Origin of the sequence: Sulfitobacter mediterraneus (assembly GCF_003054325.1) — a bacterium.
Taxonomy (GTDB): domain Bacteria; phylum Pseudomonadota; class Alphaproteobacteria; order Rhodobacterales; family Rhodobacteraceae; genus Sulfitobacter; species Sulfitobacter mediterraneus.
The window spans coordinates 384,901-410,565 of record NZ_QBKU01000003.1 but is presented as its reverse complement, the minus strand read 5'-3'; the positions used below and the strand labels follow the sequence as shown (position 1 = coordinate 410,565).

The following is a 25,665-nucleotide window of genomic DNA, read 5'->3' as shown; positions in this document are numbered from 1 at the left end:
GAAGCCGAGGACGCATACTATCAAGGCTTGAAAACTGACGACATTGCAGCTTGAAATACGAGCTTAACAGTCTCCGGTAAAACCGGGGCGGTTCAATACGCTGCACAGTATCCAGTTCGCACTCAACAACTCAACGCTCCACTTGTGTTTTCAGCTAAAGGCGCGGGCTTTACAGCGCAGACGATAGTGAACTTGTTTCAGACGCTTTATAAAGCGGCTGCTGTAACTGGCGCAAGCTCGCACAGCGGGCGCAGGCAGTTTGTGACAGAGCTGGCTGACAAGGGCATTAACGCACGTGTTATACAGGCGCTCGCGCGCCACAAGCATCTCAACACCACCATGCGCTATATTGACTTGAACGAGAACAAACTGCGTAGCGCGGTTGAACTGGTCGATTACTAAAGAGCAAAAGGTACAAAAGGACATGAAAGAGCATTTGCACTATGCATGTCGTTCATCTCGTCAACCCAATTCTCAAACATCCTAAAAAGTATCAAAACCGTGCAGTTTTCGTAGGTTTCAGCACACTTCTAGTTTGGCGATACAGGTTTAACCGCTTTTATTGCATCTAGCTTGCGCTCTTTGCTACGCAGCTTCGTTGTGTTCTTCTCAAAGTCAGTCTTCTTGTCCACTTTGCTCTTTTGCTCTTTCGCGCCAATCACTTCGTCTATGTGCAAAATCACCACCCCAAATTTGTAAGTACTCCACCACCAAAAACTGCGCAGCTAGCATTTTCGGTACGCGCTACTATTTATGCACGTTTTTCTTACGTCTAATCATCACCAACATTTCGCCCAAGCAAATCGCCCAAACTAACAGCTGTCCCCCGTACATCAGCTTCCAAGTTCAAAATCTCACGTTCTACAGCGGCAAGTTTAACCTCTTGCTTGGTCTGCTTTGCAAACGCTAGCCCCCCGCCCCTGTTGTCCGCACTTCTGCTTGTAACAACAATCGGCATGCTACCTGCATTTGCTTGCAATTCGCTTCCAGCCCTAAAATCTAAATCCCTATCAAACCAAGCATATAAACTTGCGTCATTGTGTACGCTCTCCTCAAGCCGCTCCAATGCGCGTTCGTAGTAGTCAGTAGCCCTATCATCCAGCTCACTATGCGAAGCTTGTCCACGCGCCTCAGCAGCTACAGCCCTGTTGTGCCAAAACGTAGCTGTCCGCAGCAATTCCTCGTATTCCAGCACGGCACTTGGTTTAACAGTCAGTTCTTCGCGTAACTCTTTCTGATCTGCCCAATCCGATAAATACTGCTCGTACCCTTCAACGCTTAGCCAAGCTTGCAGCTTCCGGTTTTGCACGTTTTTTCCACGCCTAAGCTGCTCTGCAATTTCTTGCAGCTTTTGCATCCGAGTTTCGCGCTTGTGCATCGCTAAATTTCGTCAAAAAACCGGTCAAATCTGTTATCTGCAAAGGCTGGCTTGTAAAACTGTTCCTTCGTTAATCCAGTAAGACTATGAAAGTTCTTATAACTTTGTGACAATACGCTGACGGTAATTTGCTTTTCAAAGCTCGCATACTTGTCTTGCAGTCGATCACAAATCTTTTTTAGCTCAGCTTGACCCTCATCGAAAAATGATATGGAAAGAGATACTACTGCAATAGGAACATACTCCTCTTCATTATCCTCCAAATATTGCATAACATTACGAGGTGCCTCAACACTCAACTCTACATTGCGCGCCCCTAACGCTTTGAAGAAAAATCTTGCGCCTTGCCCATTTGCTATATTTCCAGCAAATTTAAATATATGCGTATCACGTTGATGCAAATCAAAATTAATAGATTTTTCAAAATAGAGCCCAGTTAAACAAACAGAATGTGAATGCCAATTGTAAATTCTTGCAGTGTATTTGTTGCCACACCGCTTAATCTTCAAGCACATTTTATTCTCGTCGCTGAATTCATTCAGCAAACTGATTTCTGGCTCTGTGTGCACTTCAAATACAGGTTCATCATAGCCTATTAGCGTATTTATTGGGAGAAGGTCGCACAAGAAATCAGACGCAGTTTTTTCAATTTCTATTGTATTCATTCTACAATCACTCCAATTCTAGTTTCGGCAAGCTGTTCACAATCTTCATTGTCTCCAAGCTTACTGTTATGACACGCTGAAATAGTTCAAGCGGATAGGCTGGGTTGTTCATTGTTTCGTTCGCATAATCATTCGCATCGTTCACAATACCACTTTTTGGATCAGTTTTTACACGCTGCCGTTCAACTACCCAGTCCAGTGCACTTTTGCCGTTCACAACGTAGTCATACGCAGCAAGTGGAATATCAGTCATCGTAATGTTGTTGTTATAATGAAGCGTCGTCTTGTCACTGCCGCGTTTTCCAGCATAACGCATCTGTTCAACCCGATAAAAGCTAACTGGATCATCAATGTTTGCTAAGCGCAGATCGCCTTCTGCAATTGTAACTGGGTACAATTCTGCACTTTCGTAATTCACATGCAAATCACCTAGCTTGCGCCCAGCTTCTACAAATGTCCAAAAGTCCGCTTCCTTTTTTACAGCTGGAATGCGCGGTAGCTGCTTGCTTAAATTGTCTGCGTAGCGCGTTCTGTAGTCTTCGCTGTGCAGCAAGCCATACGTGTAATAGAAGATGTCTTCCTTAGTTATGCTTGCATTGCTGTAAGCATCCCTAAAGTGCTTCAAGCCATAGTCTGTTATGCCGTCTTTCACCGCATAGCCGTTGCTTGCTCCATCACCAGCAAACAGGTCGCTTTCACCTTCAGTCACTTCGTACTTCTCGTAAATTTTTAAGGGAAAAAACTGCCCTTTTTGTAGCTGATCCCTGCTAATAACACGCGATACAATTAGGCACGAAAACGACTTTGCGCCGACGCCAGTTACCCCAATTGCTAAGTTGTCAACTTGACCGCCGCAAAAGATTTCTTCCATTTTACCGGAACGCTGCAAAAAGAATTTGTCATTCCCTAAATACTGCGGTGTAAACGGTCGATAATCACTTTGAATACTTTTCGTTATTACTCCGTCGTGCTCATCAAACCTGTCTAGCTTCGCATATAATCCATCATGCCAACTCAATTTATTGCTGCCGTCCCCAACAAATTCCTTCACGCTAGTCTGTGTTTGTTGATCTTTATACTCAGCTAAGCGCTTACTGTATTCCTTAACCATTCCATTTAGATTTTCAGAAACAACGCTGTTGGACGAGTTGTAAAGCCAGGCATCAGCTGCAGTTTGGACGCCATTACTGTACTCTGCAAAAAGCTTTTCGCCGTTGCCTTTGCTTTTATCACCTATCAACAAGTGTCTGTTAAAACTCAAATCGCGTTTGTTTATCCAGTCTCCAAATTCATCAGCTTTTACAAGTTCCCACGCTTCGGCTTCAGCCATGCCTTTTATGCTTTTGTAAGCAGCTACCTTCGCAAGCTTCTGTTCTCGCGTTAAGTAATCGCCAATGTCGTTGTAGTAAATTTTGCCATGCTCTTTTGCATTTGGGTTCTTAACTAGGAACGAAACTGCAACCGGTGCTCTACTTCCTTCACCAAATGCGTTGCCGCTCTCCTTGCGCCTTTGCTCACCGCTTGTTCTTGCATTGCCACGCAAGTTAAACACGTAAATGCTGGAAAATTCTTCCTCTAAACACTGCCTCATTCCACCCATAGCGTTGCCATCAATCCAGCCGCCATTAGTCACAAATCCAATAACGCCGCTGTCGCCAATCCTGTCACTCGCCCAACGTATCGCTTTGATGTAGCTGTCGTACAAAGATCCTTTTAGCGTTGAATTTGTCCGCGCTGCATACGTTTCTGCAATCCTCGCGTTCAAGTCTTTGTATTCAACGCCAGTGTCTGCAACATTGTATGGTGGATTTCCCACAATGACGCGTATATCCAGTGCCTTCTGTCGCGTGCGTCGTTCACTGTTGTCAGCCATTAGTGCAGCAACCATGTCGTCGCTTTCGTACATTTCAAACGTGTCAGTTAGGCAAATACCTGTAAACGGTGTGTAATCATTTCCGCTTATGCTGTGGTAAGTTGCTTCGATATTGATTGCCGCAATGTAGTATGCAAGCAGCACAATCTCGTTTGCATGTATCTCGTTCTTGTACTTGTACTCCAAGTCCGCAGCGTCAATCAGTCCGCTTTGCAGCAGCCGCGTCACAAACGTGCCTGTACCTGTAAAAGGATCAATAATATGCACGTTTTTGCTGCCAAGTGTTTCGTTAAACTCTTGCTGCAAAATGTCGTTTACGCTGTGGATAATGAAATCCACCACTTGCACTGGCGTATATACGATGCCGAGCTTTTCAGTTAGCTTTGGAAACGCTGTCTTAAAAAATTTGTCGTACAGCTCAACAATAATCTTCTGCTTGCCCTCAGCGTTATCAATACCAGCAGCACGCCGTTTTACACTGTCGTAAAAGCCCTCAAGCGCTTGCGCTTCTTTCTGTATGTTTTTCGGTTCAAGCACAGCAACGACTTTTTGCATTGCTTGGGAAACGGGATTTTGACCAGCAAAGTTGTAATCGCTAAACAACGCATCGAACACGGGCTTCGTAATCAAGTGCTGTGCTAGCATTTCAACAGCTTCGTCTTCTGTAACTGCTCCGTTCAAGTCGTCGCGTATTTCTTCCAAAAACGCATCAAACACAGCCCGTTCTTCTACGCCTGTGTCTAAAATCGCATTGATGCGCTCAATGTGCTGCTGTGCAATCTTCCCAATGTCTTTTGCCCAGTCTTCCCAGTACGTGCGCCGTCCACATTTCTGCACGATCTTCGCGCGTATAGCTGCCGGAAATTCATCAAATATAAAGCTGATCTGATCGTCAGTGCGCGTTTGTGTGTCGCGCTCACCATCATCGCCGCCTTCGCCACCAATGCCAGCGCCTTCGCTACCAGCCGTTTGTTTTTGTGGTAAGTTCTCAGCAATTGCGACGACTTCAATCTGCCCGCCTGTATCGTTGTTCAGTTCAAGTTTGTTAATCGTCGCATCAAACCTGTCGTCATGTGCACGCAACGCGTTCAAAATCTGCCAAACAACTTTGTAGCGCTCGTTGTCGTTCAGTGCTGCTTCTGGTGTTACGTTTGCTGGAATAACAACTGGCAAAATAACATAGCCAAGCTTCTTGCCTTCCGCTCTGCGCATCACGCGTCCAACACTTTGCACAACGTCGATTTGGGATTTGCGTGGATGCAAGAACATGATCGCGTCTAATGCGGGCACATCCACACCCTCGCTTAAACAGCGTGCGTTGCTCAAAATCTTACAGCTGTCGTTTGCTACATCGTCGCTCAGCCAGTGTAGCAGTTCACCACGTGTCTTCGCGTTAAATGTTCCGTCAACGTGCTTCACTTCACAGCTTATGTGCTCCGCGTCTTCGTCGTCTAACACCGTTGTTCCGTTAAATTCATCAACAACAGCACCGAACTCGCGTTCAATTAGCTTGCTTGATCGAATGTCTTTGCAGAACGCAATTGCACGCCGCATTGGTTGCGCATCAACTGCAAAATCATCATCACCACCCTGCTTAATCAGCGCCTTGTAGCAGCCAATAATCTTTGTAGCGTCGTCTAGCTGCAATTCGTTGTCCGCAGCAATACGTCCCTGCACACCCCTGCTTACTAGCGTCTCGTCCATTGCAAGCACGATCACTTTGTAGTCCGTAAGCATGCCGTTCTCTACGGCCCAGCTAAAGCCGCGCGTAAAAAATGTTGGACCGTAAATTTCTTCATCGTCCATGTCACAAAGCGTAACTGCCGCTTCTGCTGCTTTTGTCCGTGCGTTATCACCAAAAATGCGTGGTGTCGCTGTCATATAAAGTCGTTTTGCACCCGCTACATATTTATTGTCATGCACGCGCACAAAGTTGCTTTCGTCTTCTCCGTCAATAGTAGCGCCTGTTGTTCTGTGCGCTTCATCGCAAATAACAAGATCAAACTCCTGTAAGCCTTGTTCTTGCGCAGCTGTGATAACTGGAATGCTTTGATACGTGCTAAAAACAACAGTCATGCGTTCCGTATCATCAACGCCAGCTTTTTCGACGAGCTTTTCTGGCTGCGTAGTTGCCGGAAACTCAAGTTCGTGCACTTCAATTTCAGCAACATCATCCCTGTCTTTGCGTCGCTTACCTACCTGCGCATCGCTGCAAACAGCAAACGATCTAAGTTCCAGTTCTGTGTCGTATGTCCATTCACGCACTGTCTGCGCAATTAGCGCTAGCGATGGCACCAAAAACAAAACACGTTTGCCCTTGCCAGCAACAGCTTCTGCAATCCGCAGTGCTGTAAATGTCTTGCCCGTGCCGCAAGCCATAATCAGCTTGCCCCTATCGCCCTGTTCAAAGCCTTTGCCTACGTGTTCAAGTGCAAGCTTTTGATGTGAATGCAGTTGCTTTTTATTGCGCAGCTGCACTTTGTCACTTGCCTCGTAAACGCTCCAGTCAATCGCGCTGTCGCGCAACGCATCAAGCCCAACACGCACAACCGGTATGCTTTGCCCGCGTATTGCATCCTCAGCGTTTTCGCCCCAATCCACCTCAGTTGTGTCGATAAACAAACGCTGGCTAAACGGAGCCTTGCCAGAAGCAGTAATAAAGGTCTGAATATCTCCAATTTGAATTTTCTTATTTGCAGCATAGAATTTGCACTGCACAGCTGCATAGCCGTCTTCGTCAGCAAGCTTTGCTACCAAATCAATGCCAGTGTCTTTGCCCGTCCATCCGTTCTCTTTCGCCCAATCGCCATATGTCCAAACTTCACTAAACTGCTGCGTTTGGATCGGATCATTGCGCAAGTACGCAAGCGCAAGCCGTTCAAAATACGTACCCTTTTCGCGCTCCGTAACAGCTGCGTTTCTAAAGCCGTCCAAAATTCGATCTAATGCCGACATAGCTGCTGCGCTCCATTTACTGCTCTACCACACGCTAGCCGAGCAAATGCGCAAGCGCCAGAAAATTGCACGTTTTTTTGCTATCTAATTGCCACCCCAAGCTTAGCTGGTGTCGCAAGCGCCCTGTGCGCCCGCTGTGTGCGCCGACCAACCTCAAAATGCAGTATGAATGCGGACGCCAGGTTCGACGCGCTGTATGAAGCTATTTGAGCACCTGTAGCTAACGCTTAAGCACACCCCAAAGCTCAAACTGATTGCACGTAGCAGTCGCGCCCTTCCGCAAATTCTGCTCGTAGCAGTCGCCTTCCTGCTCCAGCGCCTTCACCAGCTTGTAGTTTCCGCGCTGCCCAACAGCTTTACGAGCACCAACCCAGTTAGCACACGTTGCGCAGATCGAATATTTGCTTGAATATTTTGACATAGAAAATTGCTAGCTGCTTACGTCATGCGCAACAGCGTCTACGCCTCTGTAGCCATGCCTTGTGCGTACCAGCGCTTCCCCGTCAATTAAGCCGCGCCTAATGTAGTAGCTTTCCAAGTAATCACGCCCCGTGCCCATATTCGTTGCAAGCATATCCAGCACAGCATGTGTATGCCCTATCTCAGCAAACATCTGCTCTGCATAGTAGTGCCGCAAACTATATGCGCTGCGCCTGTCCCCATTTTCCGTGTAAAGCAACTCGGCTTCATCCAAAAGCTTTGCAAACGTCTTATAAAAACCAGTTATCTGCTTGCCTTGCCAATTACAAAACAACCAGTCGTCTCGCTCTGTATGTCCTGTCAGCTTGCACAGCTCTTCGTACCAATCAACCAAATCCGCCGTACTTGTAACTTCCCGCGCACCAGTTTTTGTGTCATCTGCAACTTGTATAACCAAGCCAGTTTCACGCGTTTCAATTAACGCATATCCTATGTCCTTGTGCTTCAACTTTAGCACTTCACCAGTACGCATCCCCGTATACGCAAGAAAATGGACATATATTTGCAGTAACTTGCGGTTTCGTTTGTGCGCAGCATTTACGCGCCTATCGTGCTTACCCCTGCCTTGTACCCATTCCGCCATGTAGTCTTGCAGCAGCAAAAACTCGCTTTCATCAAAGCTAGCACGCCGCTTCGGCTTAATACCTTTACGCGCATATGGATTTTGTATTAGCGGCGTATAATTAATCAGCTTCATACTATTTGCCCAGCCAAACACTTCACGCAGCGCACTCTGCTCCATGTCCAAGCTTTTTTTGGCTGGATTTATAGCATGATTGGGATACTTTTTTCGCTCTTCTTCGCTTGCTCGCGCCCAGTACGTTTGCCGCCAGTTCCAATAACCTTGTACAAAGCTGTGCGTTAGCTCTTCAACCTTGTGTTTCCCAAAGTAAGCCAACCAATAACGTTGCGCGTGTTTTTCATACCACTCAACGCGCTTGTTCTTTCCTGTACGTCCCTTAGCAAACCACTGCTGCTCAAGTATTTTCTTCTTACTTTCCCACCATAACTCATACATTTCTGAAAAAGTCAGCGTCGTTACAGCTTGTTTCGCGCGTGCCTTCAATTTCAAATCATCAAAAGCATCCAGCGCAATGCGTCGCGCCTCTTCTAAATCAGTTTCGCCCGTACTGCGCTGCACATAAGTAACCTTGTTACCTCTAATGTCCTTCATGCCCCTTACATGTATGCGCATATGATAAACTGGACGTTGGGCATTTTGACGATGGAACAAAATTATTTGGCCACCTTTCAATTCTACTTTGTTTAAGTAGCTCTTACTCATCGCCATGCCTCAGTACCGTTTTGTCGTAAAACAAACGTAAATCCAGCACTGTCACCTGTCTAGTAAAACTGCCTTGTCAAACTTTTGTAAGCACAAGATGCAGAAAAGGCGCTGTAAAAAACAACGCCTTTCCAAATAGTTAGTAAATTTGGATAAGTTCCAAGTCTAGCGCTTGGAGAACTGGAAGCTCTTACGCGCTTTGGCTTTACCGTATTTCTTACGCTCAACCACACGGCTGTCGCGGGTCAGGAAGCCTGCCGCCTTGAGCGCGCCGCGCAGGGAGGGATCATAAAGCTGCAAAGCTTTGGAAATCCCGTGCTTCACCGCGCCCGCCTGACCAGACAGACCGCCGCCTTTAACGGTGGCGTAGACGTCAAACTGACCTTCGGTGTTGGTGATGCCAAAAGGCTGTGCAAGGATCATCTGCAAAACGGGGCGGGCAAAATATGTGTTCTGCTCTTTGCCGTTCACCATAACCTTGCCGGAACCAGGCTTGATCCAAACGCGGGCAACCGCGTCTTTACGTTTGCCTGTGGCATAAGACCGGCCCAGCTCGTCGCGGACGGGCTCACGTGGGGTGATCTCAACTTCTGGTGCGGCTTCGATACCGGCAACCTGTGCGAGATCTTCGAGTGTGTTGATTTCGTCAGCCATGCTCATGCACTCCGCGTGTTTTTGCTGTTCATGGACTTCACGTCCAGAACTTCGGGGCTTTGCGCCTCGTGTGGATGTTCAGAACCGGCATAGACCCGCAGGTTGGTCATGATCTGACGGCTCAGACGGTTGCCAGGCAGCATACGCTTGACCGCGAGGGTCAGGATCCGCTCAGGATGCGCGCCTTCAAGGATCTGTTCCTTGGTCCGCTCTTTGATGCCGCCGGGGTGGCCGGTGTGCCAGTAGAACTTTTCTTCGCGCTTCTTGCCGGTCATCTGGATCTTTTCGGCATTGATGATGATGACATTGTCACCACAATCCATGTGAGGCGTGTAAGAAGGCTTGTGCTTGCCGCGCAAGCGCATGGCAACGATCGAAGCAAGACGGCCCAAAACAACGCCTTCAGCGTCGATGATGATCCATTTCTTGTCGATGTCTGCCGGTGTTGCAGAGAAGGTTTTCATCGGAAATTCCCGTTTGGTGGTGATCGGCCCCGCGCAAATGCACGGCACCTGTCAGTGATGGGCGGGTTATAAACATCCCCAATGTCACGTCAAGCACCACAAGATCAATATAATCGTTCAAAATCAATATCTTGCAAATTAGGTATTATAATACCCCATGTCTACACACCAATTTGCTCCGGTGGATTGTCCAGCAGGCCGACCAGCCGCACCATGGCCGCCTCAAAAGTTTCCAGGTCAATGCCCGCGTTGATCGAAATGCGCACCGCATGTGGGCTATGAGCGTCACGGCAGGCAAATTCTTCTGCCGCCCTGATCTGCACGCCCTGTTTCTCAGCGGCCTGACAAAAGGCCGTCGCCCGCCAACCTTGCGGCAAAGACAGCCACAAAAACGGTACATCTTCGCGCCATTGCAGGTCATAACCACCCAGAACGTTCACAGCTGTTTGCACATAATGGCCCAGAACCTGCAAAACCGCGTCTGCAATCGGCGGCAAGGCGGGATGTACCAATAATTTGGCGACCAAATCCGTAATTGGCGTCGCCAGGCCAAAATAGCTGTGCTCCGCCGTCCGGTGGAGTGCGTTTTCCATGCCGCGCGGGGCAACCGCGCAGCCAACCCTCAGGGCCGGTGTAATGGATTTGGAAAGCGAGCTGAGATACCAGCCGCGTTCCGGCGCCAATTGCCGGTATCCTGCCCCTTCGGCGCGGCCCATACGGTAACAATCGTCTTCCATAATCTGCAAATCATGCGCCCGGCACACCTCTACCAACGCGCGTCTGCGCGACATCGGGGTAAAGCTGCATGTGGGGCTGTGCACTTCGGGAGATGTGCAAAACACCTGCCCTTCGGGGTGGCGCGCCGCTGCTGCGGCAAGGGCTTCGGGGATCACCCCGTCTTTGTCCATGGCGATTGGCACCACCTCGGCCCGCAACAATTCTGCGGTCCGCCGAAAGCCCGGATAGGCCAATTCCTCAATAAACACGACAGGGCGGCGACCCCTCAGAATAGTTTGTAAAATCAACATGATGGCACTTTGCCCGCCATGTGACAGCACAACGTCACGCGCATCTACCGGGCCAATGGGTGTGCCCTTAAGCCATTCGGCCATCGCGGCACGGGCCGGCTCTGAGCTGTTGCGGGTCGGGTAGTGCATCACGCCCGAAGGCGGGTCCGCGGCAATCTCTGCCAGCAATTTTCGGATCAAACCCGCCTGCCCCACAGTTGGCAAATGCGGCGAATAAAGGTTCACATAGCCATTGGTTTCGGGGGTGTTGTGGCGCACGACATCGACCTCAATCGGGCCAAGCGGCGCCTCACCCTGCCGCGGCGCTGCAACAAATGTCCCGCGCCCCACTTCGGCCCGCAAGGTGCCGTCATCGGTCAGGATCGTATAGGCCCGCGCCACAGTGCCCGGTGTGATCTTAAGCTGCCATGCCAATTCCCGCACGGGCGGCAGTTTGGTGCCCTCCGGCATTGTACCCGATACAATTTGCGCACGGATGGCATCCACCACCGCTTTGTACTTAGGTCCGGGGCCTTGCAGCACCTCGGGAGACCAAATTGTACCCATTACAATAAACCTCTGGCAGCTTTGTATCATTATTTGTATCACTCAACTTGTAGCAATTGGCTGCATTGTGTCAATACAATAATTGAAGGAGATCCCCATGGCACACGCATTGACCCACACTCACGAAGTGATGAAGCACCTGAACCAGCGCGGCATGCCGATTGTCGCAATTCTGGCGGTGAAATTTGCGGTCTGCGTGACGAATTGGGCCACTCGCTATCGCACACGACAAGCGCTCAAACAGCTTGAAGCGTGGCAGCTGCGCGATGTGGGACTGACACCGGACCAGGCTTTGAGCGAGGCCTCCCGCGTGTTCTGGAAGCTGTAACATCCCCGTGACAGGTTCCAGACCTCTTCACTTGGGCCGGGTTTCCCCGGCCCCTTTTTGTATTTAACCCATGGACTTAGGCGGGATTGCATAGGTCAGCGTGGCCCGCGCCACTGGCTTGTCCATGCCCTCGGAATAGATCATCACATCACTCACAGACAGCTGTTTACCCAGTTTAAGCAGTTTGGCATGGGCCACGAGCGGCACATCGGCCACAGGTTTGCGCATAAAATCAATCGAACAGTTTGTCGTCACTGCCAAGGCCTTTGGTCCGATCATCGACAGCGTAACCACATAGGCCGCCACATCCGCCAGCGCGAACATTGACGGACCCGACACCGTTCCACCGGGGCGCAGATGTTTCTTTTGGGTCAAAAGCCGCATTGTGACCTCCCCATCGCCGACGTGGTCTACTGAAAAGTCATCGGCAACCTGTTCAAACACAAGCTGCATAAATTCAGTGAGTTCCTGCGCGGTCATAACAGCGGCCATACTTGTTCTCTCCTTAACGCTTGGCCTAGAGTTGGCGTGGAAAGTGGCGGAGGGCAAGATGACAATTTTGACAGTAGAGCGTCAGGGCGCGGTGGCGCATCTGACGATGAATGCGCCAGAGCGGCTAAATGCCCTGTCGGACGAGATGTTGGCGGCTTTGCAAACCACTCTGGACGACTTTGCAAATGACGCGACGACACGTGTGATCACCTTGGCGGGCACAGGCAAAGCCTTTTGTGCGGGCCATGATCTGCGCCAGATGACGGCGATGCGGCAAAACCCTGATGGCGGCGCGGCGGCGTTCAAGGATTTGTTTGACCGCTGCACCGCCGTAATGACCCGCATTCAGACCCTGCCCCAGCCGGTGATCGCGCAAGTCCATGGGCTGGCCACCGCTGCAGGATGCCAATTGGTCGCGACCTGCGATCTGGCGGTTGCAACAGACAGCTGCCGATTTGGCGTAAATGGGGTGAACATAGGCCTGTTCTGCTCCACACCTATGGTGGCATTGACTCGCAATATCGCCCGAAAACAGGCATTTGAGATGCTGACCACCGGCGAATTTATCAGCGCAGACCGCGCCGTTGATCTGGGCCTGATCAACAAAGCCGTGCCTGAGGCGGACCTTGCCAGTGCCACCGCCGCCCTTGCCGAACGGATCGCGGGGAAACTTGGGCCTGCGGTGCGGATCGGAAAAGAGGCCTTTTATCAACAGCTTGAGATGAGCACCGCACAAGCCTACGCTTTTGCCGGCGATGTCATGGTGCAAAATATGCTGCGCAACGACACCAAAGAAGGCATCGATGCCTTTCTCGAAAAGCGCCCGCCGGACTGGTCGCAGGATTAAGTCTGCCCACGAATTTCGATTGTTTCCCATTTGAAACAGAGTGTTGAATTTTTAGCGCTTTCAAATGGGGCATGATTAGGGCATGTTTAGGGCAAGACGAACACGTCTATGATGATTTTGGGTCGCCGCCGGCGGAAGGTCCCTCCAGGTCAGCCTCTCACTGACCGACCATTCCCGCAGCGGCGACCCCAAAACACAGCAATCCTCAAAATCAGACGCTGAACCGGGCCGCATACCCTTGTGTGTATTGCCTCTTGCTGCGCCCTACCCTACATCGCAGGCATGACAGAGACACTTCATATCATCGGCGGCGGCATGGCCGGATCAGAGGCCGCCTGGCAGGCAGCCAACGCAGGCGTTCCCGTGGTGTTGCACGAAATGCGGCCCAAAGTGGGTACATTTGCGCATCAAACCGGGCTTTTGGGGGAAATGGTCTGTTCCAACTCCTTCCGCTCGGATGACAGCGAGCAGAATGCTGTCGGGCTGCTTCATTGGGAAATGCGCGCCGCGAACGGGTTGATCATGGCGACCGCGGACAAACACAAACTGCCTGCAGGCGGTGCCCTGGCCGTGGACCGTGATCCCTTTGCGCAATCGGTGACAGATGCGCTTTTGGCGCATCCGAATGTGACCGTTGAATATGGTGAGATCACCGAGCTGCCAACAGAGGGCCAGTGGATCATTGCCACCGGCCCGTTGACCTCAGGTGCGCTTGCACAGGCGATTGCGACCGAAACGGGCGCCGAAGCATTGGCATTTTTTGATGCAATTGCGCCGATTGTCTATGCCGAGAGCATCGACATGGATAAGGCATGGATGCAGTCGCGTTATGACAAAGGCGAGACCGAGGAAGAGCGCACCGCATACCTCAATTGCCCGATGGACAAGGAACAATACGAGGCATTCATTGACGCGCTTTTGGCCGCGGACAAGACCGAGTTCCGCGAGGGGGAAACCGCGGGCTATTTCGATGGCTGCTTGCCGATCGAGGTGATGGCCGAACGCGGGCGCGAGACCCTGCGCTTTGGCCCGATGAAACCTGTTGGCCTGACCAACCCGCATCAGCCGGATGTCAAAGCCTATGCTGTTGTGCAGCTGCGGCGCGACAACAAACTGGGCACGCTTTACAATATTGTCGGTTTTCAGACAAAGATGAAGTATGGCGCACAAACCGATGTTTTCAAAATGATTCCTGGGTTGCAGGATGCAAGTTTTGCCCGTTTGGGCGGCATTCATCGCAATTCGTTTATCAATTCCCCAACCCTTCTGGATGATCAGATGCGGCTGCGCACGCGGCCCAATATCCGCTTTGCCGGGCAGATCACAGGCGTTGAAGGTTACGTCGAAAGTGCCGCGATGGGGCTGCTGGCCGGGCGTTTGGCCAGCGCCGAAATCCTTGGCCAAACCGCGAGCGCCCCGCCAGATACCACGGCCACTGGCGCCTTGATCACCCACATTACGGGCGGCGCCGAGGCCAAGACGTTTCAGCCGATGAATGTGAATTTTGGACTGTTCCCGCCGGTTGAAGGGCTGAAATCCGGGCGCCGGGGGCGCAAGGACAGATACAAGGCCTATACCGACCGCGCCAAGGTCGACTGGCAAGGGTGGCTGGCCGGTTAACATTGACCCGCTGCCTGCTGCCACCTAACCTTGCGGCATGAGTGAAAAATATCTGGACAAGGCCTACGGCGCGCGGGATGCCGATGAAACCCGCAAATTGTACGATGATTGGGCTGCCAGCTATGAAGCCGAATTGGGCGAGAACGGCTATGCCACGCCGGGCCGTTGTGCGGCGGCATTGGCAAAGTACATTCCCGACAAAACCCGCCCCATCCTTGATTTTGGCTGTGGCACCGGCCTGTCCGGGCTGGCGTTGCGGTTGACGGGGTTTGATCCCATCGACGGGGTTGATGTGTCTTCCGATATGCTTGCGCAGGCGCGTGGCAAAACGGTTTATCGCGACCTGCGCCAGATCAGGCCCGGTGAAGCGTTGGGCCACAAACCCGGAGAGTATGCTGCAATCGCGGCGATTGGTGTTATTGGCGCCGGTGCTGCACCGGTCAGCGTATTTGACAGCCTCATGCATGGCTTGGCAAAGGATGGGCTATTTGTGTTTTCCTTCAACGATCATGCATTGGAAGAGCCCCAATATGAGGCCCGCGTGATGGAATGGACAGATTGCGGTGCTGCACGGCTTTTGTTTGCCGAACACGGCGATCATATTCCCGGTATCGGCCTGAAGGCCAAGGTTTATGTACTTGAAAAGAATTGATGTTTCGCACCAGATTTGCCCCATCACCAACCGGCCCGCTGCACCTTGGTCATGCCTATTCTGCCCTCATTGCCCATGACATGGCTGTACGGCAGCAAGGCGAATTACTGTTGCGGATCGAAGACATTGATCAATCCCGTGCCCGTGCGGAATGGGAACGTCAGATCTATGACGACCTTCATTGGCTTGGGCTGACCTGGCCAGAACCTGTCATGCGTCAATCCAAACGTTTGCAAATTTACAAAGACACTTTGCAAACTCTTTGGGATCGCAAACTGATCTATGCCTGCAGATGCAGCCGCAAAGACATTGCCGCCGCCGCCAGCGCCCCGCAAGAAGGCGCTGATCCTTTGATTGGGCCAGATGGTGTGGTCTATCCCGGCACGTGCCGCCCAAATGCGATCAAGAACCGCCTAGGCGTCCCGCCAACGGACGCAGCGCTGCGCCTTGATATGGCTCGTGCAGTGGCAAGCCATGAGACATTTTCCTTTCAGGAGACCGGCCAAGGGCCGCAAGGTGAACATGGGCGGATTACCTTCACCCCCGATCAGATGGTTCACGAGATCGGCGATATCGTCTTGGCGCGGCGCGACATGGGTACCTCTTATCACCTTTCGGTCGTCCTTGATGATGCAGCACAAGAGATCACCGATGTTGTGCGCGGTCAGGATCTGTTCGAGGCCACCAAGATCCATATCGTGCTGCAAACGCTGCTGAACTTACCGCACCCGACCTATCACCATCACGATCTGATCCGCGACGAGCACGGCAAGCGATTGGCCAAACGGGATGACGCGCGGGCGATTTCGCTTTATCGTGCCGAGGGGCGCTCACCGAAGGAAATTCGCAATATGGTAATGCCTTAGAGGGCTACCTTCATGTAGGTAACTCAATCCTGCATAGGCTTTGACAGCTCAATCTCCGCCCCATCCCGCACAGCGGTAAAAAAGCAGCTCCGCCGTCCGGTGTGACAGGCCGGGCCAGTCTGACGCACCAGAACCAAAATACAGTCGCGATCACAATCATAGCGTAGATCGACCAGCTCCTGATGATGACCACTGGTCGCGCCCTTGACCCAGTATTCCTGCCGCGAACGGCTCCAATAAGTGACGTTACCACTGTCCAGTGTGCGCTGAATGCTTTGGGCGTTCATCCATGCCAGCATCAAAACCTCAAGGCTGTCTGCATCTTGCGCGATAACCGGCAGCAACCCTGCGTCGTTGAATTTCAAAGTCGTGGGATCAAAGGTCATTTGCGGCCTCTTCAAAAGTTTTGCATCTTTGTCTCAAGAGCTTATGTAGGCAATAAGCGACAAAGGAAACAGCCATGTCCGGCGAGACCGATCTGATCAAATTGTACTCTGCACGCATTCTGGCGCTCGCGGCCGAGATCCCGCATCTGGGCCGGTTGGAGGCGCCGGATGCCACGGTCAAACGCCGCTCCCCTTTGTGCGGATCGACCGTGACAGTGGATGTTGCGGTCAAGGACGGGGTGCTTGCGGCATTGGGCCAAGATGTGAAGGCCTGTGCATTGGGTCAGGCGGCGGCGGCTGTGACGGGGGCAGCAGCGCCCGGCGCAACGCTTGACGTTATCGAAAAGGGCCGTGATCAGCTTCATGCGATGCTCAAAGGGTCTGGCACTGTGCCGGATGCACCCTTTGACGGGTTTGAGGTGCTCACCCCAGCCGTGGATTACAAAAATCGTCATGCCTCGATCATGCTGGCGATTGAAGCCATTGCCGAAGCCATGCGGGAAACCGTTGCTTCGGAAAAAATTAGCAAATTGTAAGTCAATTCCTGCGAAGCCTTGCCTGATGGAAGATCAGGAGGGCATATGACCGCGCAAATCCCCATTGATGCCACCGGGCGGATGGACAAACTGGCCAAGGCTGCGGCGGCGCTTGGCTTTGAGATTGTCGATATCGCGGGATTTCTGGATCTTGCGGACAATCATGCCAAACACCAACGGTCGGCCCTTGATGCCTTGGGCGCCAGCGCCAAAGAAGTGACCAATGTGAATGACGAAATGGGCGCTTTGGTGGATGCGCTGACGATCACATCCGATCAGGCATTAAGTGATGTCAAAACTTCGGTTGCCTTGGTGCGCGATGTTGGTGATCGTACCCGCAATGTGGCCGGCTGGGTCAAATCGGTGCGGGATCGCACCGGATCTGTGGGCGATACATTGAACGCGGTCAAGGCCAACAACAGCGAAATTGCCGTGATCGCTGCCCAGGTCAACACACTGGCAATCAACGCAAAAATCGAGGCCGCACGCGCAGGTGACGCCGGGCGCGGCTTTGCCGTTGTGGCCGATGCGATCAACGATCTGTCGCAAAAAACCAGCGTCGCCGCCACCCAGATTTCCCAGAACATCGAAAACCTGACCAGCTGGATTTCTGATTTGGGGCGGGAGGCAAAAAACGCCGCTGACAATGCCACGGACGTCTTGGGAAAATCCGAAGAGACCGACACCGCGCTCAGCCGGATGGAAGCCACCATCGAAAGCGAACATGCCCAAACCCAAAAGATCTCATCGCGCACTCAGCGGGTGAAAGATGCGATGCGGCGTCTAACTCCCGCGGTCCGCGAGATTGACAGCACCGTACGCGAGGCAACCACTGGGATCGCAAAAACAAACACCAGAATGCTGAATGTCATCGAAACATCAGAACAGATTGTGCAGCATTCGGCCGCGCTTGGAGGCGCTTCAATTGATGCGCCCTTCATCACTTTTGTCCAACAAACTGCCCGCGATGTCTCATCGGCGTTTGATCAGGCCCTGACGGAAGGCAAAATCCGACCAGAACACTTGTTCGACCGGAGCTATCGCCGCGTTCCCAACACAAACCCAGAACAGGTTTTGACACAGGCAACTGAATTTCTCGATCAGCTGTTGCCGGATTTTCAAGAACCTGCATTTCAGTTTGACCGGCGTGTTGTGTTCTGTGCGGCGGTGGACACAAATGGGTATCTGCCCACGCATAACTTGAAATTCTCCCATCCGCAGGGTGATGATCCGGTTTGGAACACCGCCAATTCCCGGAACCGCCGGATCTTTGATGACCGCGTTGGGCTTAAGGCCGGGCGCAACACCGAGAATTTTCTGCTGCAGGTGTATCGCCGTGATATGGGCGGTGGTGAATTTAAGCTTATGAAAGATCTCTCTGCGCCAATCTATGCTGGCGGCCGCCACTGGGGCGGATTGCGTTTGGCTTATGGTTACTGAGGCCACCTAAAACATTAGAATTGGACAAAAAAAACGCCGCACATCCCGGCAGGGGATGGCGGCGCAAGGAAAGCGTTTCTCATGTGGGACCCGCTGTGCTGTTTGGAAAACCAAATCCAACAAGACAGGCAGTGACCGTTGGTGCATCAAATTGGGACGGATGCGACAGCAACAGCGGCAAGAGACCGCAGGCAGAAATCAAACAAAAGCAGGCAGATGCAGGCCAACCACAAACATGACAATCAAAGCAGCAGCACCAATGGAATCCTGCAACAAGGTTGCATGGGATCGTGATGCGATGGTTTTGAGTGTCTTGAGCGTGATCATGTGAACCTCCCGTTCTGTTGCCCCTTTGTTCTCATTTTCTTAACGTCCTGTAAAGAACTTTATAAGAACATTTGCGAACAAAATGGAACACGAAAGGTTAACCAACTGAAATCAAACGAATAGCTTCATCTTGGCGCATGAGCCACAATAGCATACGGGCCGCTTTGCCACGTTCCGTCTTGAGTGCGGGATCATCGCTCAACAGTTTTCGCGCGTCTGATTGTGCGGTCGCCATCAACCCTGCCTGCCTTTCAAGATCTGCCACCTTAAAACGCGGCACCCCCGACTGCGCCGTTCCGATCAGGTCGCCGGTGCCGCGCATCTGAAGATCGGTTTCCGCAATGACAAATCCGTCTTCTGTGTCGCGCAACACTTCAAGCCGGCGCTGGCCGGTCTCGGACAGGGGATGTTGATACATCAACAAACAAGTCGATGCGGCCTGCCCGCGCCCCACCCGTCCGCGCAGCTGGTGCAATTGCGCTAGACCAAAAATCTCGGCCCGTTCGACCACCATAATGGTCGCGTTGGGCACATCGACGCCCACTTCAATAACGGTTGTGGCCACCAGTACTTTGGTTTGACCGTCCTGAAACGCCCGCATCGCCGCGTCTTTTTCGGCGGGGGGCATCTGGCCATGGACCAAGCCAACAACCCCTTCGCCCAAAGCTGCCCGCAACCGTTTAAACCGTTCCTCGGCCGCGATCAGATCGCTGACCTCGCTCTCTTCGACCAAGGGACACACCCAATAGCATTGCCGCCCATCCGCAATCGCCGCACGCAAGCGGTCAATCACCTGATCGAGCTTTTCCGTGCTGATCAATGCGGTCTTGATCGGTTGGCGGCCCGGCGGTTTTTCATCTAGGATCGAAACATCCATGTCGCCGTATTGCGCCAAGGCCAAGCTGCGCGGGATCGGTGTTGCAGTCATCACCAGAATGTCCGCGCGGTCGCCCTTTTGACCAAGCTCCAACCGTTGACGCACGCCAAATCGGTGCTGTTCGTCCACCACAGCGAGCCGCAAATCATCAAAAACAACATCGGCCTGAAACACCGCATGGGTGCCAACCAAAACCTGAATATCCCCGCGCTGCAACGCGTCGATTTTCGCTTGCCGCTCTGCCCCTTTGTCACGCCCTGTCAAAATTTCCAAAACCACCCCGGCCTCCTCGGCCATGGGTCGTAATCCTTGCAAATGTTGCCGAGCCAGAATTTCGGTAGGGGCCATCAACACGCCCTGCCCGCCTGCTTCGACCGCGCGCAACAAGGACAAAAACGCGACCAGAGTTTTGCCAGCGCCCACATCCCCCTGCAACAATCGGTTCATCCGTTGCCCGCTGGCCATGTCGGTCGTGATCTCAGCAACTGCGCGACTTTGCGCTCCGGTCGGTTTGTAGGGCAATGATGCCAGTACCCGCGCCTGCAACCGGCCGTCACCATGGGTCTCGCGCCCTGATTTTCGGCGCTCACGTTGCCGCGCAAGAGCGAGCGTTATTTGATGGGCAAAAAGCTCATCATAGGCCAGCCGTTCCCTCGCGGGCGCTGTTGCAACCAGATCAGACAGCGCTTCGGGATCATGCCCGGCGCGGGCCGCATCCGCAAACCCCGGCCAGTTGGCCGACTTTTTCTGTTCCAAATCAATCCACTCCGCCATGTCCGGCAACCGGCCGAGTGCCGCGCGCGTGGCTTTGTACATCAATTTTTGTGTGATCCCGCTGGTCAACGGATAGACGGGTTCAAAGGTTGGAATGTCTCCCAGCTCGCCCTCAGGGACCACAAAATCCGGGTGCACCATCTGGGCAACGCCATCGAACAGCTCTACCCGGCCAGACACGATGCGCCGCGACCCTTCGGGCAATTGCCGTGCCAAATAATCGCCGCGGGCATGAAAATACACCAATTGGAAACTGGTTTGCGCATCCTCCACGTGGATCCGGTAGGCTCCGTTGCGATTGCGCGATGGCCGGTGAGCGCCCACGGTGATTGCGACCGTCAACGTCGCGGGCAACAATACGTCTTTGACTGTCTCGCAGAGCGCACGGTCGATCCCAGAATAAGGCAATGTAAACAACAGGTCACGTGGTGCAACGACACCAAGCTGGGCAAGATGCTGCGCTGTTTTTGGCCCCACCCCTTCGAGGGTTTCAAGACCAGCAAACAGCGGGAAAAGCGGCTCTGGCCGGGTGCTCATGCGCCCTCGATCAGGGCCAACCACCCGTCTTCGTCCAAGGTTTCGATCCCGAGTTCCGCTGCTTTTTTCGCCTTTGATCCCGCCCCCGGACCGGCGACAAGGATATCTGTTTTGGCGCTGACCGAGCCTGATACTTTGGCACCGAGGCGTTCGGCGCGGGCTTTGGCCTCTGCCCGGGTCATTTTTTCCAATGTCCCTGTGAAAACAACGGTTTTTCCTGCAACCGGGCTGCCGTTGGTGTCGGCCCGCTGCGCCGGTTTGATCAAAAGATGCGCCACGAGCCGATCAATGGATGCGCGTTCGGCCTCTTGTGCAAATGCGCTGACGAGCGATCCAGCCATCACCGTGCCAACGCCGTCAACGCCGATAAGGTCTGCCCAGGCGCTACTGTCCTGGTCCGCCGCGTTCAAAACCGCAGTTTCAAACGCATCCCAGGTGCCATAATGCAGCGCAAAAAGATTTGATGCGGCCTCGCCGACATGGCGAATGCCAAGTGCAAAGATCAATTTGCCAAGGGGAATGTTTCGTTTGTCATCAATTGCATCGAAGAGATTTGTGGCAGATTTCTCTCCCCAACCCTCGCGGTTCTTGAGCTGTTGCAGGCCCGCGCCAAAACGTTCCCGCAGCGTGAAAATGTCCGCAGGTTCCGCGATCCAGCCATCGGTGTAGAATTGCTCAACCTGTTTTGCGCCAAGGCCGTCGATATCAAAGGCCCCACGCGATACGAAATGTTTCAATTTTTCAACAGCTTGCGCCGGACATATCAACCCTCCCGTGCAGCGACGCACCGCATCGCCCGGCTCGCGCAAGGCTTCTGAGCCGCATTCAGGGCATATTTCAGGGAATGTGTAAGGCTGCGCATCCGGCGCGCGTTTGCTCAGATCCACATCAGCCACTTTCGGGATCACATCGCCGGCGCGATAGACTTGCACCCAATCGCCAATTCGGATGTCTTTCCCGTCGCGGATCTTGGCGCCTTTGCTGTCAAACCCTTTAATGTAATCTTCATTGTGCAGCGTCGCGTTCGACACAACAACACCGCCCACAGTCACAGGCTGCAATCGCGCGACCGGAGAAAGGGCGCCGGTGCGGCCGACCTGAATGTCGATCCCTTCCAGTCGGGTCCAGGCCAGTTCTGCCGGGAATTTATGCGCAATGGCCCAACGCGGCGTGGTTGAGCGAAATCCGAGCCTTTCTTGAAGCGCCAGATCATTCACTTTGTACACAACACCGTCGATGTCATAGCCAAGCGTCGCTCTTTGGCTCTCGATCTTGGCGTAGTGGTCCAGCATATCCCGCGGCCCATCGCACATGGCGGTCAGTGGGTTTGTCGAAAACCCCAGCGCATTTAGGTATTTGATCGCACCCATTTGAGTATCAGCGAGCGGATCAGACAAAGCACCCCATGCATAGGCGAAAAACCGTAGAGGCCGTGATCGGGTGATTTCCGTATCCAACTGGCGCAGCGATCCGGCCGCAGCGTTTCGAGGGTTGGCGAAAGCTTTGTCATCGTTGGCCTGTTGGCGCTGGTTAAGTGCCTCAAAATCGGCATGGCTCATATAGACTTCGCCGCGCACCTCCAGAACGGAATGATCCGTCTGGATCTGGTGCGGAACATCGGCAATGGTTTTGGCGTTTGCAGTGACATTTTCACCAACTTCGCCATCGCCGCGCGTAGCAGCTTGCACCAAAACGCCGCTTTCATAACGCAGGGAAAGTGACAATCCGTCAATTTTTGGCTCTGCCGTATAGCGCAACAGCGTTTCGGGTGCCAATCCGAGATATTTTCGAATGCGGCCATCAAACTCACGCACATCATCATCGTCGAATGCATTGGACAGCGACAGCATCGCCACCGCATGTGTAACTTTCGAAAATCCTGCGGCGGGTGCTGCGCCAACCTGTTCGGAAGGGCTGTCGGTCCGTTTGAGTTCCGGAAACCGCTGTTCGATCGCTGCATTGCGCTGCTTCAGACTGTCGTAGTCGGCATCCGAAATGTCCGGGTCATCTGCGCTGTGATAGGCCGCATTCGCTTCCGACAGGAGCTGCGCCAAACGGGCCAGCTCTGCCTCGGCTTGCGTCTTGCTTAGTGCATCAACCGCTGTTTCGGATGTCACGGCCCCGCCCCCTATGCCTGTTCCAATCCCCCTTTAGATAGGTGGCAGGGCACAGCAGGTCTAGCAGTTTCCGCCATGGTCTTGTCTGGTTATCCGGTGGCCGCAATGTCCATCGTTGCTGGCTCAGGGTCGCGCAAGACATAGCCGCGCCCCCAAACCGTTTCGATGTAGTTCTCGCCGCCCGTGGCCAAGCTCAGCTTTTTGCGCAGTTTACAGATGAAAACGTCGATAATCTTCAGCTCCGGCTCATCCATGCCGCCGTATAGATGGTTGAGAAACATCTCTTTGGTCAGGGTGGTCCCTTTGCGCAAGGACAACAGTTCGAGCATTTGATATTCTTTTCCGGTCAGATGCACCGTGGCGTCATCCACGCTCACCGTCTTGGCATCCAGATTTACGGCAATCTGCCCGGTTTTGATCACCGATTGGGAATGCCCCTTGGACCGGCGAATAATCGCATGGATACGGGCCACGAGTTCTTCGCGGTGGAAGGGTTTTGTCAGATAATCGTCCGCCCCAAATCCGAAACCTTTGATCTTGCTTTCGGTGTCGTCCGACCCGGAGAGAATCAGAATGGGTGTCTCAATCCGGCTGAGCCGCAGCTGGCGCAGCACCTCATGGCCGTTCATATCTGGCAAATCGAGATCCAGTAAGATCAGATCATAATCATAAAGCTTGGCCAGATCGATGCCTTCCTCCCCCAGATCGGTCGCATAGACATTGAGGTTTGCATGGGTCAGCATCAATTCGATGCTTCGCGAGGTCGTGGGATCATCTTCGACAAGCAGTACGCGCATTTGGTTCCTCCGCATGGTCATCATGACATTGGACTGGATCGTGAACAAAAAAGGTTAACCACCCGTTACCCATGTGAATAACGATACGTTAGCAACTTAAAGTTGTCTATATTTTTGTAATGTTGTTGCCTTGAGCGCGGCTTCGCCATGGTCTGTAACCGCACGCACCCATTCAACAAATTCTTCTTCACTGATCTGATATCGGTTCAGCGCTTCGGCCTGGGTGATCAGGCCGTAAACAACCCCGCGCACAACCGCAGCCTTGCGCGACGCCACCCAACGCCGGGTGTGCGCCGGCGGAAGATCTGCCTGACTCATCACCGTGCCATCCGCAAGGGTCACGGATCTGGGCCCATCCACTTTCTTCAGAAACATCAGCCACTCCAAATTGCCGCGGCTCAGGGATGCACCCGCCCTCCTTAACGGCAGGTGAAGCCACCCCTTGTGAGTGCATAGGATTTTCCTATATTCCCCACTAACGCCTCCCGGAGACATCTCATGGCCCTTGATCAGACCCCGCCGCTCAATTCTTTGGGCTTTGCAAAAGCGCCCGCCGACACGCGGGTTGTCGTCGCCATGTCAGGCGGCGTTGACAGCTCTGTCGTGGCGGCGATGCTGGCAGAAGAAGGCTATGATGTGGTGGGCGTGACCCTGCAGCTTTATGACCACGGGGCGGCTCTGGCCAAAAAGGGGGCCTGTTGCGCCGGGATCGACATTCATGATGCCCGCCGCGTCGCCGAAGACATGGGCTTTCCGCATTACGTGCTGGATTATGAAAACATCTTTCAGGATGCAGTGATCGACGAATTTGCTGACAGCTATCTTGCCGGGGCAACGCCCGTGCCCTGCATCCGCTGCAACGAGCGGGTCAAGTTCAAAGACCTTTTGGAAACCGCGAAAGACCTCGAAGCCGACTGCATGGCCACCGGCCATTACATCCAGCGCAAAATGGGGGCCGATGGGCCGGAATTGCACAGCGCTGCCGACGCCAGCCGCGACCAAAGCTATTTCCTGTTCTCAACCACCCCAGAACAGCTCGATTTCCTGCGCTTTCCGCTGGGCCACCTGCCCTCAAAGGACGACACCCGCGCGCTGGCCGCCAAATACGGTCTCAGCGTGGCGATGAAACCGGACAGCCAGGACATCTGTTTTGTCCCCAATGGCGATTATGCATCGGTGATCCGCAAGCTGCGCCCCGAAGCCGCCGATCCGGGCAATATCGTGGATCAGGACGGCAAGGTGCTGGCCCAGCATGAGGGCGTGATCCACTATACGATCGGCCAACGCCGCGGTCTTGGCATCGGCGGTCTGGCCGATCCACTTTACGTGGTCAAATTGGACGCAGAGCGCAAAGAGGTGGTGGTCGGCCCCAAATCCATGCTGGCCACCCGCCGCGTTCCGGTGCGCGAGATCAACTGGCTTGGCGATGCCCCGCTGACCTCACAAGAGGAATGGCCCATCGCGGTCAAGGTCCGCTCAACCCGCCCGCCACGCGATGCGATCCTGCGCCCGATTACGGACACCACAGCCGAAGTGGAACTGCTCAGCGCCGAAGAGGGCATTTCCCCCGGTCAGGCCTGCGTCTTCTACGATCCGAACAGCAGCCGCATCTTCGGCGGCGGCTGGATCCACAAAGGCTAGCCCAAGCCGCGCCTACCCCCCTTTTTGGCCCCAAATAATCCAGGGGGTTTGGGGGACAGCGTCCCCCATCAGTGAAATTGAATAGAATCGCGCCGCAAGG

General features: G+C 53.2%; 23 protein-coding genes. 9 read left to right on the top strand and 14 right to left on the bottom strand.

The window, feature by feature from the left end:
* Positions 1-144 precede the first annotated feature (144 nt).
* Positions 145-402, top strand: coding sequence for a tyrosine-type recombinase/integrase (locus C8N31_RS07210; protein ID WP_025048128.1), 258 nt, complete (start codon positions 145-147; stop codon positions 400-402).
* 370 nt (positions 403-772) lie between these two features.
* Here C8N31_RS07210 and C8N31_RS07205 read toward each other — a convergent pair whose 3' ends face one another.
* From C8N31_RS07205 to C8N31_RS07170, 7 genes are all read right to left on the bottom strand, one after another.
* Positions 773-1,357, bottom strand: a complete 585-nt coding sequence (locus tag C8N31_RS07205) for a hypothetical protein (RefSeq protein ID WP_146173113.1) — start codon at positions 1,355-1,357, stop codon at positions 773-775.
* A gap of 23 nt (positions 1,358-1,380) precedes the next feature.
* On the bottom strand, positions 1,381-2,043 hold the full coding sequence (locus C8N31_RS07200) for a hypothetical protein (RefSeq protein WP_025048130.1): 663 nt from the start codon (positions 2,041-2,043) through the stop codon (positions 1,381-1,383).
* Between the two features lie 7 nt (positions 2,044-2,050).
* A complete protein-coding gene (locus tag C8N31_RS07195) occupies positions 2,051-6,871 on the bottom strand; it encodes a DEAD/DEAH box helicase (protein ID WP_025048131.1) in 4,821 nt (1,606 codons plus the stop codon).
* Between the two features lie 430 nt (positions 6,872-7,301).
* A complete protein-coding gene (locus tag C8N31_RS07185) occupies positions 7,302-8,642 on the bottom strand; it encodes a tyrosine-type recombinase/integrase (protein WP_025048133.1) in 1,341 nt (446 codons plus the stop codon).
* Between the two features lie 159 nt (positions 8,643-8,801).
* Positions 8,802-9,290 (bottom strand): 30S ribosomal protein S9, encoded by a 489-nt coding sequence (gene rpsI, locus C8N31_RS07180; RefSeq protein ID WP_037907591.1) that lies wholly within the window; start codon positions 9,288-9,290, stop codon positions 8,802-8,804.
* A 2-nt stretch (positions 9,291-9,292) separates the two neighbouring features.
* Positions 9,293-9,754 carry a 50S ribosomal protein L13 gene (gene rplM, locus C8N31_RS07175; RefSeq protein WP_025048135.1) on the bottom strand — a complete coding sequence of 154 codons (462 nt, stop codon included), beginning with the start codon at positions 9,752-9,754 and terminating at the stop codon, positions 9,293-9,295.
* Positions 9,755-9,915: 161 nt separating this feature from the next.
* The gene (locus C8N31_RS07170) at positions 9,916-11,328 is read right to left on the bottom strand and encodes an aminotransferase-like domain-containing protein (protein WP_025048136.1); all 1,413 of its coding nucleotides are present in this window, start codon (positions 11,326-11,328) and stop codon (positions 9,916-9,918) included.
* A 97-nt stretch (positions 11,329-11,425) separates the two neighbouring features.
* On the opposite strand from C8N31_RS07170, the gene C8N31_RS07165 reads away from it, so the two are divergent.
* The gene (locus C8N31_RS07165; RefSeq protein WP_025048137.1) at positions 11,426-11,656 is read left to right on the top strand and encodes a DUF1127 domain-containing protein; all 231 of its coding nucleotides are present in this window, start codon (positions 11,426-11,428) and stop codon (positions 11,654-11,656) included.
* 63 nt (positions 11,657-11,719) lie between these two features.
* Here the strand turns inward: C8N31_RS07165 and C8N31_RS07160 are convergent, their stop codons facing one another.
* Positions 11,720-12,148 carry a PaaI family thioesterase gene (locus C8N31_RS07160; protein ID WP_025048138.1) on the bottom strand — a complete coding sequence of 143 codons (429 nt, stop codon included), beginning with the start codon at positions 12,146-12,148 and terminating at the stop codon, positions 11,720-11,722.
* Positions 12,149-12,206: 58 nt separating this feature from the next.
* On the opposite strand from C8N31_RS07160, the gene C8N31_RS07155 reads away from it, so the two are divergent.
* From C8N31_RS07155 to gluQRS, 4 genes are all read left to right on the top strand, one after another.
* Positions 12,207-12,995, top strand: coding sequence for an enoyl-CoA hydratase (locus C8N31_RS07155; protein ID WP_025048139.1), 789 nt, complete (start codon positions 12,207-12,209; stop codon positions 12,993-12,995).
* A gap of 282 nt (positions 12,996-13,277) precedes the next feature.
* Positions 13,278-14,615, top strand: coding sequence for a methylenetetrahydrofolate--tRNA-(uracil(54)-C(5))-methyltransferase (FADH(2)-oxidizing) TrmFO (gene trmFO, locus C8N31_RS07150; RefSeq protein WP_025048140.1), 1,338 nt, complete (start codon positions 13,278-13,280; stop codon positions 14,613-14,615).
* A 37-nt stretch (positions 14,616-14,652) separates the two neighbouring features.
* Positions 14,653-15,267 carry a class I SAM-dependent DNA methyltransferase gene (locus C8N31_RS07145; RefSeq protein WP_025048141.1) on the top strand — a complete coding sequence of 205 codons (615 nt, stop codon included), beginning with the start codon at positions 14,653-14,655 and terminating at the stop codon, positions 15,265-15,267.
* A complete protein-coding gene (gene gluQRS / locus C8N31_RS07140) occupies positions 15,267-16,133 on the top strand; it encodes a tRNA glutamyl-Q(34) synthetase GluQRS (protein ID WP_037918377.1) in 867 nt (288 codons plus the stop codon). Before C8N31_RS07145 ends, gluQRS begins: the two co-directional genes overlap by 1 nt.
* Before the next feature lie 23 nt (positions 16,134-16,156).
* On the opposite strand, the gene hisI is transcribed toward gluQRS, so the two are convergent.
* Positions 16,157-16,519: a phosphoribosyl-AMP cyclohydrolase gene (hisI, locus tag C8N31_RS07135; RefSeq protein WP_025048143.1), complete on the bottom strand. Its 363-nt coding sequence runs from the start codon at positions 16,517-16,519 to the stop codon at positions 16,157-16,159.
* A gap of 74 nt (positions 16,520-16,593) precedes the next feature.
* Here hisI and C8N31_RS07130 point away from each other — a divergent pair, with 74 nt between their 5' ends.
* Together C8N31_RS07130 and C8N31_RS07125 are read left to right on the top strand one after the other, a co-directional pair.
* Complete coding sequence (locus C8N31_RS07130) at positions 16,594-17,055, top strand: iron-sulfur cluster assembly scaffold protein (RefSeq protein WP_025048144.1); 462 nt, start codon at positions 16,594-16,596, stop codon at positions 17,053-17,055.
* Positions 17,056-17,100: 45 nt separating this feature from the next.
* Positions 17,101-18,495 (top strand): methyl-accepting chemotaxis protein, encoded by a 1,395-nt coding sequence (locus C8N31_RS07125; protein ID WP_025048145.1) that lies wholly within the window; start codon positions 17,101-17,103, stop codon positions 18,493-18,495.
* Between the two features lie 198 nt (positions 18,496-18,693).
* Here C8N31_RS07125 and C8N31_RS20640 read toward each other — a convergent pair whose 3' ends face one another.
* The 5 genes from C8N31_RS20640 to sciP all read right to left on the bottom strand — a co-directional run bounded on the left by C8N31_RS20640 (position 18,694) and on the right by sciP (position 24,299).
* Positions 18,694-18,822, bottom strand: coding sequence for a hypothetical protein (locus C8N31_RS20640; RefSeq protein WP_259274285.1), 129 nt, complete (start codon positions 18,820-18,822; stop codon positions 18,694-18,696).
* 97 nt (positions 18,823-18,919) lie between these two features.
* Positions 18,920-21,010 carry an ATP-dependent DNA helicase RecG gene (gene recG / locus C8N31_RS07120; protein ID WP_025048146.1) on the bottom strand — a complete coding sequence of 697 codons (2,091 nt, stop codon included), beginning with the start codon at positions 21,008-21,010 and terminating at the stop codon, positions 18,920-18,922.
* Complete coding sequence (gene ligA, locus C8N31_RS07115) at positions 21,007-23,127, bottom strand: NAD-dependent DNA ligase LigA (RefSeq protein WP_025048147.1); 2,121 nt, start codon at positions 23,125-23,127, stop codon at positions 21,007-21,009. Before ligA ends, recG begins: the two co-directional genes overlap by 4 nt.
* Before the next feature lie 89 nt (positions 23,128-23,216).
* Entirely contained in the window at positions 23,217-23,924 is a 708-nt protein-coding gene (gene ctrA / locus C8N31_RS07110; RefSeq protein WP_025048148.1) for a response regulator transcription factor CtrA, read from the bottom strand.
* 96 nt (positions 23,925-24,020) lie between these two features.
* The gene (gene sciP / locus C8N31_RS07105) at positions 24,021-24,299 is read right to left on the bottom strand and encodes a CtrA inhibitor SciP (protein ID WP_025048149.1); all 279 of its coding nucleotides are present in this window, start codon (positions 24,297-24,299) and stop codon (positions 24,021-24,023) included.
* 123 nt (positions 24,300-24,422) lie between these two features.
* On the opposite strand from sciP, the gene mnmA reads away from it, so the two are divergent.
* Positions 24,423-25,565 carry a tRNA 2-thiouridine(34) synthase MnmA gene (mnmA, locus tag C8N31_RS07100; protein WP_025048150.1) on the top strand — a complete coding sequence of 381 codons (1,143 nt, stop codon included), beginning with the start codon at positions 24,423-24,425 and terminating at the stop codon, positions 25,563-25,565.
* Positions 25,566-25,665: the final 100 nt, after the last annotated feature.